This window comes from Streptomyces sp. SID4985 (assembly GCF_009863025.1).
Classification (GTDB): Bacteria; Actinomycetota; Actinomycetes; order Streptomycetales; family Streptomycetaceae; genus Streptomyces.
The window spans coordinates 1-10,866 of record NZ_WWIR01000466.1; the positions used below are offsets into that span (position 1 = coordinate 1).

Annotated in this window: 14 protein-coding genes; 11 read left to right on the plus strand and 3 right to left on the minus strand. The window is 71.8% G+C overall.

Translation table 11 applies throughout. The features are described from left to right. Positions 1 to 104 precede the first annotated feature (104 nt). Complete coding sequence (locus GTW40_RS20635; protein ID WP_161181680.1) at positions 105 to 887, minus strand: response regulator transcription factor; 783 nt, start codon at positions 885 to 887, stop codon at positions 105 to 107. 172 nt (positions 888 to 1,059) lie between these two features. Between GTW40_RS20635 and GTW40_RS20640 the strand changes: the two genes are divergently transcribed. From GTW40_RS20640 to GTW40_RS20670, 7 genes are all read left to right on the plus strand, one after another. After that, positions 1,060 to 1,950, plus strand: a complete 891-nt coding sequence (locus tag GTW40_RS20640) for an alpha/beta fold hydrolase (RefSeq protein ID WP_161181681.1) — start codon at positions 1,060 to 1,062, stop codon at positions 1,948 to 1,950. A 54-nt stretch (positions 1,951 to 2,004) separates the two neighbouring features. Next, the gene (locus tag GTW40_RS20645) at positions 2,005 to 2,259 is read left to right on the plus strand and encodes a MoaD/ThiS family protein (RefSeq protein ID WP_161181682.1); all 255 of its coding nucleotides are present in this window, start codon (positions 2,005 to 2,007) and stop codon (positions 2,257 to 2,259) included. A 4-nt stretch (positions 2,260 to 2,263) separates the two neighbouring features. Beyond that, positions 2,264 to 3,418 (plus strand): hypothetical protein, encoded by a 1,155-nt coding sequence (locus GTW40_RS20650; protein ID WP_161181683.1) that lies wholly within the window; start codon positions 2,264 to 2,266, stop codon positions 3,416 to 3,418. Between the two features lie 222 nt (positions 3,419 to 3,640). Then, the gene (locus GTW40_RS20655; RefSeq protein ID WP_161181684.1) at positions 3,641 to 4,363 is read left to right on the plus strand and encodes a DUF2993 domain-containing protein; all 723 of its coding nucleotides are present in this window, start codon (positions 3,641 to 3,643) and stop codon (positions 4,361 to 4,363) included. A 463-nt stretch (positions 4,364 to 4,826) separates the two neighbouring features. Then, complete coding sequence (locus GTW40_RS20660) at positions 4,827 to 5,672, plus strand: sulfurtransferase (RefSeq protein WP_161181685.1); 846 nt, start codon at positions 4,827 to 4,829, stop codon at positions 5,670 to 5,672. 94 nt (positions 5,673 to 5,766) lie between these two features. Next, positions 5,767 to 6,054 carry a DUF1416 domain-containing protein gene (locus GTW40_RS20665; protein ID WP_031183962.1) on the plus strand — a complete coding sequence of 96 codons (288 nt, stop codon included), beginning with the start codon at positions 5,767 to 5,769 and terminating at the stop codon, positions 6,052 to 6,054. Positions 6,055 to 6,164: 110 nt separating this feature from the next. Further along, positions 6,165 to 6,455 carry a DUF3099 domain-containing protein gene (locus GTW40_RS20670; RefSeq protein WP_161181686.1) on the plus strand — a complete coding sequence of 97 codons (291 nt, stop codon included), beginning with the start codon at positions 6,165 to 6,167 and terminating at the stop codon, positions 6,453 to 6,455. 7 nt (positions 6,456 to 6,462) lie between these two features. Here GTW40_RS20670 and GTW40_RS20675 read toward each other — a convergent pair whose 3' ends face one another. Next, positions 6,463 to 6,870, minus strand: coding sequence for a VOC family protein (locus GTW40_RS20675; RefSeq protein ID WP_161181687.1), 408 nt, complete (start codon positions 6,868 to 6,870; stop codon positions 6,463 to 6,465). Between the two features lie 24 nt (positions 6,871 to 6,894). Then, the gene (locus GTW40_RS20680; RefSeq protein ID WP_161181688.1) at positions 6,895 to 7,257 is read right to left on the minus strand and encodes a DsrE family protein; all 363 of its coding nucleotides are present in this window, start codon (positions 7,255 to 7,257) and stop codon (positions 6,895 to 6,897) included. Between the two features lie 104 nt (positions 7,258 to 7,361). Between GTW40_RS20680 and GTW40_RS20685 the strand changes: the two genes are divergently transcribed. The 4 genes from GTW40_RS20685 (at position 7,362) to GTW40_RS20700 (ending at position 10,700) form a co-directional block, all read left to right on the plus strand. Next, positions 7,362 to 8,111: a hypothetical protein gene (locus tag GTW40_RS20685; protein ID WP_161181689.1), complete on the plus strand. Its 750-nt coding sequence runs from the start codon at positions 7,362 to 7,364 to the stop codon at positions 8,109 to 8,111. Further along, positions 8,108 to 9,067: a hypothetical protein gene (locus GTW40_RS20690; protein ID WP_161181690.1), complete on the plus strand. Its 960-nt coding sequence runs from the start codon at positions 8,108 to 8,110 to the stop codon at positions 9,065 to 9,067. The genes GTW40_RS20685 and GTW40_RS20690 overlap by 4 nt, the downstream gene beginning before the upstream one ends. Then, positions 9,064 to 9,900, plus strand: coding sequence for a hypothetical protein (locus tag GTW40_RS20695; protein WP_161181691.1), 837 nt, complete (start codon positions 9,064 to 9,066; stop codon positions 9,898 to 9,900). The genes GTW40_RS20690 and GTW40_RS20695 overlap by 4 nt, the downstream gene beginning before the upstream one ends. 224 nt (positions 9,901 to 10,124) lie before the next feature. After that, a complete protein-coding gene (locus GTW40_RS20700) occupies positions 10,125 to 10,700 on the plus strand; it encodes an FABP family protein (protein ID WP_161181692.1) in 576 nt (191 codons plus the stop codon). The last annotated feature ends 166 nt before the right edge of the window (positions 10,701 to 10,866 follow it).

Here is a 10,866-nt window from a genome sequence, read left to right on the forward strand (position 1 = left end):
CGCCCGGCGGGCGCCGGGCGGCCTCAGGCATCGGCGGGTGGGCTCACCTCATCGGCGCGCGGTCTCCCACCTCGGCCGGAGGTCTCCCGCTTCGGCCGGAGGCCCTACGCCTCGGCCGTGATCTCCGCTCCCTCGCGCGCGGCGGCGGAGGCGTCCGCGTCGGCCGTCCTGGCGCGCTCCCGCTTGGCCTTGGCCTCCTCGGTGCCCCGCTCGCCCTTCTCCGGGGTGACGAAGCGGTAGCCCACGTTGCGCACGGTGCCGATCAGCGACTCGTGTTCGACGCCGAGCTTGGCCCGCAGCCGCCGTACGTGGACGTCCACGGTGCGGGTGCCGCCGAAGTAGTCGTAGCCCCAGACCTCCTGGAGCAGCTGGGCGCGGGTGAAGACGCGGCCCGGGTGCTGCGCGAGGTACTTGAGCAGCTCGAACTCCTTGAAGGTCAGGTCCAGGACCCGGCCCTTGAGCTTGGCGGAGTAGGTGGCCTCGTCCACGGAGAGGTCGCCGTTGCGGATCTCCATGGGGGAGTCGTCGTGGACGAGCTGCTGGCGGCCCTGGGCGAGCCGGATGCGCGCTTCGACCTCGGCGGGCCCCGCCGTGTCGAGCAGGACGTCGTCGATGCCCCAGTCGGCGGTGACGGCCGCGAGGCCGCCCTCGGTGACGACCAGGACGAGCGGACAGCCGGGCCCGGTGGAGCGCAGCAGCTGACACAGGCTGCGCACCTGGGGGAGGTCGCGGCGGCCGTCGACGAGGATGACGTCGGCGCCCGGGGTGTCGACCAGGGCCGGTCCCTCCGCCGGGGCCACGCGCACGTTGTGCAGCAGCAGGCCGAGGGCGGGGAGCACCTCCGTCGACGGCTGGAGGGCGTTGGTCAGGAGCAGCAGAGAACTCATACGTCTGGTTCCTCCTCGGTCCCTGCGAGGACGTGTGCGGTGCGGCACTGCTCTGCGATCCCGGGGGCCCCGTACACCCGGCGGTCTCCCGCTTCGTATACAACGCTACCGAAAGCACAAAAGGACCCGGGGGCTGCGCTGCCCGAGTCCTCTGCCCAGCAGAATAGCCCACATGAGCAACCGTCCGGCAGGTCATGCGGCACGTTCCACCGTTCGTCCGAATTCCGAGACAGGCAGACGTGCCCCTATCCGGACGTTTCTGCGCACGGACGACGGAATTCCGATCGATTCCGTATACGAACCGGGCGTGACCGTATACGAAACGCTTCCGGAAAGCGGATCACCGGCGGAATCCACCGATCACGACACGCCTCACGACACGGCCGGCGCCTCCGACGTCGTCCTCGTCGTCGCGCACGGCTTCACCGGCGACGCCGACCGGCCGCACGTGCGGCGGATCGCGCGGGCCCTCGCCGCGTACGGCGCCGTCGTCACCTTCTCCTTCCGGGGGCACGGCGCCTCCGGGGGCCGTTCCACCGTCGGCGACAAGGAGGTCCTGGACCTCGCGGCGGCCGTGGCGTGGGCGCGCGGCTTCGGGCACGCGCGCGTGGTGACCGTCGGCTTCTCCATGGGCGGCTCGGTGGTGCTGCGCCACGCGGCGCTCCACCCCGGCGCGGTGGACGCGGTGGTCTCGGTCAGCGCGCCCGCCCGCTGGTACTACCGGGGCACCGCCCCCATGCGCCGTCTGCACTGGCTGGTGACCCGGCCGACCGGCCGCCTGGTCGGCCGCTACGGCTTCCACACCCGCATCCACCACCGCGACTGGAGCCCCATCCCGCTCTCCCCGGTCGAGGCCGCCGCCCGGATCGCCCCCGCCCCGCTGCTGGTCGTGCACGGCGACAGCGACGCCTACTTCCCGCTCGACCACCCCCGGATGCTCGCCGAGGCGGCCGGTGACCACGGCGAACTCTGGCTGGAGCCGGACATGGGCCACGCCGAGCACGCGGCGGACGACGCCCTGCTGGCCCGGATCGGGGAGTGGGTCCGCGCCCGGACGCACTAGCCTGAGCACCACCGTCTTGATTTTTTCTTTCCTGACCGTCGATTGAGGAACGAGATGCCCCAGGTCACGGTGCGCTACTGGGCGGCGGCCAAGGCCGCGGCAGGCGTCGCCGACGAGCCGTACGACGCGGCCACACTCGCCGAGGCGCTGGCCGCCGTGCGCGAGCGCCACCCCGGCGAGCTGGCGACCGTACTGCGCCGGTGCGCCTTCCTCGTCGACGGCGCTCCCGTCGGGACACGCGCGCATGAGACGGTACGGCTGGCCGAGGGCGGCACGGTCGAGGTGCTCCCGCCGTTCGCAGGAGGATGAGGCGTTGAGCAGCGATCAGTACGACCCCTACACCGGGTACGACCCCGAGCGGACCCAGCAGTGGGAGGGGCCCACCTGGGACACCCGGAACCACGCGCAGCTCCCCGAGACCGGGACGGCCGGGGCGGGATACCCGCAGCCGCAGGCCCAGCACCCGCAGCAGGCCCAGCAGCCGTACCAGGCGTACGACCCCGCGCAGGCGCAGCAGCAGCCGTATCCGCAGCAGGCTGCGTACCAGCCGTACCCGCAGGCCCAGGCGCCCCAGCAGCCGTACCAGCCGATGGCGACCGGGGTGCGTCCGCAGCCGGTGCCCGAGCCGCAGCAGGTCCCGGAGACCCCGCAGGCCGCCGCCCCGGAGGCCGGCGCCGGTTACGGTCCCGCCACCGTCGCCGGGAACGCCCGCGTCACCGACGCGCAGCGGGCCCGTCTGGAGGGCCGGTCCCCGATCATCGAGCCCGGGATGCAGCCCGCGCTGCTCACCGCCGTGCTCGGGGCGCTGCTCGCGGTAGCGGCGCCGCTCGGCTCGTACGCCCTGGTCGTGCCGCTGGTGGTGCTCCAGGCGGTGACGGCGGCGGGCTGGTTCCGGCTCAACGGCATGTGGCCCGCCCGGCAGGGCATCGCGCTCGCGTTCCTCGGCGGGCTCGTCGCGGACGTGGCGGTGCTGGCCGCGGGCCGCGACCACGCGCCCGCCGCGATCATCGGCCCGCTCGCCGTCTGGGTGATCCTCTCCCTCGTCCTCCAGCTCCGTTCGCACGCCTCGCCGGACGAGCGGATGTACGGCCTGATGGCGACCGTGGCCTCCTCGGCCCTCACGATCCTCGCCACCGGCTACCTGGGTGCCACCGCCGACGCGGTCTCCGTCGGCGCGGCGGCCGTCGCGGTCGCCGCCGTGGTCCGCGCGCTGCCCCTGCCGACCCCGGTCTCCGTGGTGATCTCCCTGCTCGCCGCCGCGGGCGCGGGCTACGCCGTCGGCGGCATGAACGGTCTCGGCACCAACGGCGCCGTCCTGGGCGCGGCCGCCGCCGTCTGCGCGCTGATCGGCCACCGCGCCGCGAGCTACGACTACCCCTCCCGCTTCGTCCACTTCACCGCGGGCGTCGCCCTCCCCCTGGCGGCCGCCGGGCCGGTGGTCTGGATGCTCGGGCGCGCGCTGGGTTAATCCCCTACGGGACGCCTCCTACGGCACGTCCCCTACGGCACGCCCTACGGCACGCTCCTACGGCGATTTCCGGCCCGTGTTTCCGAAAAGGGAGGGCGGGAACCACGCGAAAAGCCGCAGTCCCCGCGCGGCCCTGTCACAGGTGATCAACAATGCGCCTGGGACGGGGCCGCGCGGGCTACCGTGACGGCGCCGAAGCGTCTGCCGACTCCTGGGGAAAACATGCGTGCCCTGCGAATACTCATCGTTCTCGTCGTGATTCTGGGCGGGCTGTTCGTCATCGCGGACCGGGTGGCGGTGCACTTCGCCCAGGGCGAGGTCGCGGACAAGGTGAAGGCGCGGGAGAACCTGTCGCAGACACCGGATGTGGACATCAAGGGCTTCCCGTTCCTGACCCAGGTGGCCGGGGGTTCCCTGGACGACGTGGAGATCGGGATCAAGGGCTTCACCACGCCCGCCGCGGCCAACGGTGCCTCGATCCGCATCGACGACCTCCGTGCCGACATGCAGGACGTCCGCTTCTCCGGCGACTACAGCTCCGCCACCGCCGCCCGGGCGACCGGCACCGCGACGATCTCCTACGACGAGCTGATGAAGGCCGCGAAGACCGAGCCGACCAACCTCGGTGTCTTCACCGCCCAGGTGGCGGGCCTGTCCTACGGCGGCGACGGCAAGCTGAAGGTCGCCTTCAAGGTCTCCGTGCTGCCCAAGCCGGTCTATCTGAAGAGTTCCCTCGCGGTGGAGGGCAACCAGCTGAAGATCACGGCGGACGGGCTGCCGAAGCTCGGCGCCCTCAGCATCGGGGAGAGCCAGATCCGTTCCGTCACCGACTTCCGCCAGGCCATCAACCGGCTGCCCGGCGGAGTGCAGCTGGACCAGGTGCGGGCCACCCCGGACGGGCTGAAGATCACGGTGAAGGGGACCGACGTCAAGCTGGGCGGATGAGGGCGGGGCGGATGAGAGCGGGGCGGGCGGGGTAGGAGGCAGACGGCGCGCGCCGCCCGCCGCCCCGGCCGTCCGACTGGCGAGACGCCGATGTCCGTACCGTAGATATGACGAACGCTCCAGAGCGCCCGTGGGCCCGGAACCGGGCGCCGGGCGCTTCTTCGTTCCCCTACTCTTCCGACATGCGGACGATCGCGTCTCACTATCCGACACGGCGGTGACATGCCCGCCCGGACCTCCTTACGATCGACGGCATGAAGCGACAGGCGGATCTCACCAAGCGGCGGGCAGTTGACCTGTGCCGCGTTGCCGCCATGCTCTGTCGCCCCTTCTGAGCGGAAGTCCGCGCGCTTCCGCATCTCTCGGCCGCCCTGCTGGTAGGGCATCCGTGCGCCGTCGTACCCCCGTGCGCGCGCACCCCTCTCACCGCACGCCACCGTGACTGCCCCGGAGGAGAAAGAGCATGAGCCGCAGCGACGTACTGGTCGAGGCCGACTGGGTGCAGGAGCACCTGGACGACCCGTCCATCGCCATCGTCGAGGTGGACGAGGACACGTCCGCGTACGACAAGAACCACATCAAGAACGCGATCCGCATCGACTGGACCAAGGACCTCCAGGACCCGGTCCGCCGCGACTTCATCGACCAGGAGGGCTTCGAGAAGCTCCTGTCGGACAAGGGCATCGCCAACGACACGACGGTGATCCTCTACGGCGGCAACAACAACTGGTTCGCCTCGTACGCCTACTGGTACTTCAAGCTCTACGGCCACGAGAACGTCAAGCTCCTCGACGGCGGCCGCAAGAAGTGGGAGCTGGACGCCCGCGAGCTGGTCGCCGGTGACGAGGTGCCCGAGCGCGCCAAGACGGAGTACCGGGCCAAGCCGCAGAACCTCGCGCTGCGCGCCTTCCGTGACGACGTGGTGGCGGCCATCGGCACCCAGAACCTGGTCGACGTGCGCTCGCCCGACGAGTTCTCCGGCAAGCTGCTCGCCCCGGCCCACCTGCCGCAGGAGCAGTCGCAGCGCCCGGGCCACGTGCCCAGCGCGCGCAACATCCCGTGGTCCAAGAACGCCAACGACGACGGCACCTTCAAGTCCGACGAGGAGCTGAAGGAGCTGTACGCGGCCGAGGCCGTGGACCTCGCCAAGGACACCATCGCCTACTGCCGCATCGGCGAGCGCTCGGCCCTGACCTGGTTCGTGCTGCACGAGCTGCTCGGCGTCGAGAACGTCAAGAACTACGACGGTTCCTGGACCGAGTACGGCTCGCTGGTCGGCGTGCCGATCGAGCTGGGCGCGAACAAGTAGGTCCCCCTCGCGGGACAGCGGCACCCTTCGGGGCGTCGACAGACCAAAGTCCGACCCGACCGGCCTTCCGGTCAGACCCCTTACGGAGAAAGACATGTGCGGAGCGAAGGCCGGCGGCCCGGACGCCTCGACGATCAAGCCCGGTGAGACCACGATCCAGGGCCAGGTGACACGTGACGGCGAGCCGGTGACGGGCTACGTCCGCCTGCTGGACTCGACGGGCGAGTTCACCGCGGAGGTCCCCACCTCCGCCACGGGGCAGTTCCGCTTCTACGCGGCCGAGGGCACGTGGACCGTCCGCGCCCTGGTGCCCGGCGGCACCGCCGACCGCACGGTCGTCGCCCAGCCGGGCGGCCTCGCGGAGGTCGCGATCGCGGTCTGAGCGGAACCTGAGGGCTCACTGACGGCTCCTCGACGGCTCTGAGGGCCGCGCTCCACGGGTTGGACACCCGGAGCGCGGCCCTTCGGGCGTTCCGGTCCTACCCTGGACTCATGTACGCACGGCGGCGGCGCTGGTACTTCGTGATGATGGGGGTCTGCGTCGTCATCTTCGTCCTGGCTTGGGCGGTCGTCCGCATCTGGTCCGTCCCGGCGGCCGTCGGTATGTGCCTGTTCGCCATGGTGATCCCCCCGGTGGCCGCGATGGTCGCCAACCGGCGCGGCCCCGAGGACCGCTGGTGGGACGCCCCCTCCGGCGACCCCCAGTCCGACGAGTGGTGGGACGAGCTGGACGGCAGGAACGACGGCAGGAACGACGGCCGGAAGAAGGGGCCGCGGCCCTAGGGATTCCCTAGGGGGTTTCCTCGGGGGTTCTTTGCGGGTCCTGGCCGTGGGCCTCGTCGATGACGCAGAAGCGGTTGCCCTCGGGGTCGGCGAGGACGACGAAGTCGGGGTCCTCGGGGTAGAGGTCCCAGTCGACCGGCTCGGCGCCCAGGGAGAGCAGCCGGGCGATCTCCGCCCGCTGCTCGGCGGCGTCGGCGGCGTACAGGTCGAGGTGGACCCTCGGGCGGTCCCGCACGGGTGAGGTGCTGAGCCCGAGCGCGATGCCGGGCCCCGGTCCGCCGCCCGCGGGGACCAGCACCGTCCAGTCGTCGGACACGTCGCCGTCGCGCGGGACGTACCCCAGGGCCCCTGCCCAGAACTCCGCGGCCCGCCGCACGTCGGCGGCCCCCATCACGATCGTCCCCAGCCTCAGCATCCGCCGATTCTGGCAGGGGAGTGATCAGTAGACGAGGGCCTGCGTGTCTGCGGCCATGATCTCCTGCACGAAGACCTGCGCGCCCGCGATGCGTACGCCCTCCAGCACGTCCTTCTCCGTGATGTCCCGGCGGGCGGCGCACTGCGTGCACAGCGTGACGCGGCCCCCCGCGAGAATCCCGTCCAGCAGCTCCGGCAGCGGCGCGGCATGCGGCAGCTCGAACTCGGCGGCCCGCCCCGGCAGCGCGAACCACGAGGACTCCCCGGTGAGCCACAACGACACCTCGACCCCGCTGGCGACGGCCACGGCCGCCACGGTGAAGGCCTGGGAGCAGCGTTCGGGGGCGTCGGCCCCCGCGGTCACCTTGATCACGAGCTTCTTCGCCATGACTGAAGCGTAATCCGGTTGCCCGCAACTCCATGGACATGTCATGAGTCTCCTGTGAGGTGTGGGTGACGGAACCCGTGCTTCCTGTTCTGGGAGGGGACGCGTTGGACGTATCCGAAAGACCGGTCGGTGGTGGCGAGGAGGCCGTGGAGCCCCGGCCCCGGAGCCGTACCGCCCGGCTCCTGATCTGTGCCGTCGCGCTCGGGCTGATCGCCGGGACCTGCGCGGGCTATCTGGTCCAGGCCGCCCGTGAGCCCGGCGAGCTGCCCTCGCTGTCGCAGCCGAGGCTCGCGCAGTCCCGGGGTGAGGCTCCCGAGCCGCTGTCCGCCGCGCGGGACCGCCAGGTCAAGGTGAACGGCGACCTGCGCCGGCTGCTGCTGCCCAAGCCGGCGGGCGCCCGCGACAACGCGGACGTGGGGGGTGCGGACGGCTGGCTGAGCCTGACCGCCTACGCGGGCGAGTTCAGCGAGCCGAAGGCGGCCTTCGAGACGCTGGTCCAGGACCAGTTCCGCCGTGCCGCCGACACCGGCTGGCTGCAGGGACAGCGCTCGGTGGAGATCCGTCTGGTCCAGTACCGCCAGGAGGAGGCCAAGAGCGCCGCCGCCTCGGCCGAAGAGGGCCGCTACTGGGCCGAGCGGGAAGCCCGCACCCGCAGTTGGCCCGTCCCCGGCACGGGCGACGGCGTCTCCTACGTCCACGACCGCCCCACGACCGAGTACGGCGTCTCGGTCTACGAGGCCGAGGCGCACGCCTGGCGCGGCGACATCGCCATGGAGATCTGGATGTACGACACGAAGCCGATCCCCGCGACCGTGATCCAGGACCTGGCCAAGCGGCAGATGGAGCGGCTGTGAACGAGGAGAAGGAGACGATGTCCGTCCCGGAGAGCGCGGAGCTCCGGGAGACGCCCGGCGCGGGCGTACCAAGCGTCGAGGAGACCCCGCCGAACCCGGAGCCGGACGGCCCGGAGGTTCCTGAGGAGGGTGCGGCAGACGCCGAGGAAGCTCCCGAAGCCCCCGAGGGCTCAGAGGCGCTCCCTCTGCCCCCGCAGGGTGACGCTCCCACCCCGTCCGCCGTCCCGGAGGGGACACCGCCCCGCCGTCTCGCCCGCGTCCTCGGCGCCTCCGCCCTGGCCCTCATCACCCTCGCGGGCGTGACCGTCACCGCCGTCGTCGTCGGCGCAGCGGATCGTGAGGCCGGGAGGCCCGTGTGGCGGTTCCCCGAGGCCGTCAAGGAGAAGGCCGCGGCGGCGCCGGGCGGGCTTCGGGGGATGTTGCTGCCGTACGGGGAGACCTACAGGCGCGGGCCGGACATGGACGAGTTCGGGTCGGACGTGGCGCTGTCCGGGCGGCAGGCCGAGGAGCTGCGGAAGCGGTCGTACCAGGACCTGCCCCGCTCAGAGCGGCGGCTGATGGAGGAGCGGTACGAGAAGGACCCGCTCAAGGGCATGGCGATGCGCACCTACGTGAGCGGCGCGGACCCGGACGGCGGGGACGCCGTCTTCACCGTGCAGATCGTGCTCACCCAGCGGCCGCACCCCGGTACGTCCCGCTCGGCCGCCGCCCTCCGCGACGCCCTGAAGTTCCTGCGGAAGGGCCCCGAGATCAAGGGCCACGAGCGCGACGCCGCGTGCTTCCTGCCCCCGGTCGGACTCCACGGCGACATCGACGCGATGCTGTGCGCCGGCCAGGTCGGTGACGTGGACGTCTCCGCCTCGGTGCACGGCGCCGCCCCGCTCGACCGCAAGGCGGCCGCGGAGATGATCCGCTCCCAGTTCGACCGCATCAAGGACCCCGGTGAGGCCGTATGACCGACCAGCAGACCCCGCCGACCACCGACGAGCGGGCCGAGCGGCAGCCGACGCCCCTGCCCGTCCGGCCCGCCACCCCCCGCCCCCGTCTGCGCGCGACTCTCCGCTGGGCGGCCGCCGCTTTCGTGTTCGCGGTGGTCGGGACCGGCACGGCGTACGGGATCACCCTGATGGACCGCACCGACGTACCCGGACTCGCCACCCGCTCCGACGGCCGCTGGGACTACCCGGAGCTGGTCAGGCCCCCGCTGCCGTCGGGCAGCCCCGGCCCGCTCGCCCCCTCGAACAAGGCGGGCGCGCACTACGCCGACCTGCGCGCCCTGGTGCTGCCCGCGCCGCACGGCGCCATCCCGGACCCCGGGCTGAAGGGCGACGACGGCTGGGTGACGACGAAGGACTTCATGGCGCCGTACACCGGGGAGAGCCGGCCGGACGTGCGTCAGATGCTCGTCGACAACGGCCTGCGGCACATCGCGGCCCGTGGCTGGACCACCCCCGACGGCACGCACACCCGGATCTACCTGCTCCAGTTCGACACGGCCGCCGTCGCCGAGGACGTGCTGGGCCGGCAGTTCACCGGTTACGCGGAGCCCCGGTACCGGATCGCCGAAGCCGACGCGTACGCCCTGGAGGAGCCCTTCCCGGAGGCCCGGGTGAACGGCGTCTCGCTCGTCGACTTCGCCGAGGCCAAGCCCTACGGGAAGGAGCAGTTGAGGATGGCGTACCTCGGCGCGGGGGACACCGTCGCGATGATCACGCAGACCCGTGAGGGCGGCGCCGCGAGCATCCCGTTCTGGCAGACCGTGACGCTCCAGAGCGAGCTGCTCGCCTGAGAACCCACCTCGCCAGGAGAGCCGGGGCCCGGCCGCGTAAGCTGGCCCCGGCTCTGTCGTACGCCCACTTCCGCTTCAAGGAGCACATTCCGTGGAGATCTTCTTCGAACTGCTGCTGGTCCTGGTCTGCGTCGGCGTTCTCGCCTTCGCCGGACTGACCGTGAAGAAGCTGTACCAGGGCCAGCGCTGACCCGCCGCAAGGAACCGACCAGGAACGGCCGCTCATGATCGAGATCCCGTCTGACCTGCACAAGGACCTCGTCCCCCTCGCCTTTCTGCTGGGCAACTGGGTGGGCGCCGGTGTCCACGACTTCCCCGGTTCGGAGAAGTGCAACTTCGGCCAGGAGGTGAGCTTCACCCACGACGGCCGGGACTTCCTCGAGTACCAGTCCCGCACCTGGGTCCTCGACAAGGAGGGCAACAAGGTCCGCCCGCTGGAGTCCGAGGCCGGCTTCTGGCGCATCGACGCCGACCGCAAGGTCACCGTCACGATGACCCGCGACGACGGCGTGGTCGAGATCTGGTACGGCGAGATGGCCGACAAGAAGCCCCAGATCGAGCTGGCCACCGACGCCGTGGCCCGCACCCCCGAGGCCCCGCCGTACACCGGCGGCAAGCGCCTCTACGGCTACGTCAAGAGCGACCTCATGTGGGTCGGCGAGAAGCAGACCCCCGAGGTCGAGCTGCGCCCCTACATGTCCGCCCAGCTGAAGAAGGCCGTCACCCCGGAAGAGGTCGAGCGCTGGGCGAAGGCCCTGCCGGACGACATGCCGGACGACGGCATCGCGTTCTTCAAGTAGGCCCCGCGCATACGGTCGTAAGGCGCCCTGTTCGCACCAGGGCGCCCCGGCCCGCAGGCCCTAGGGGGTGTCTTGTCGATCAGGCCGGGCTCGCGGCGTCTGGCACCGCGCCTCGCCGCGTTGTCGTCGGTCGCCGATGCTCCGCATCGACTCCCTCCTCCGCCTT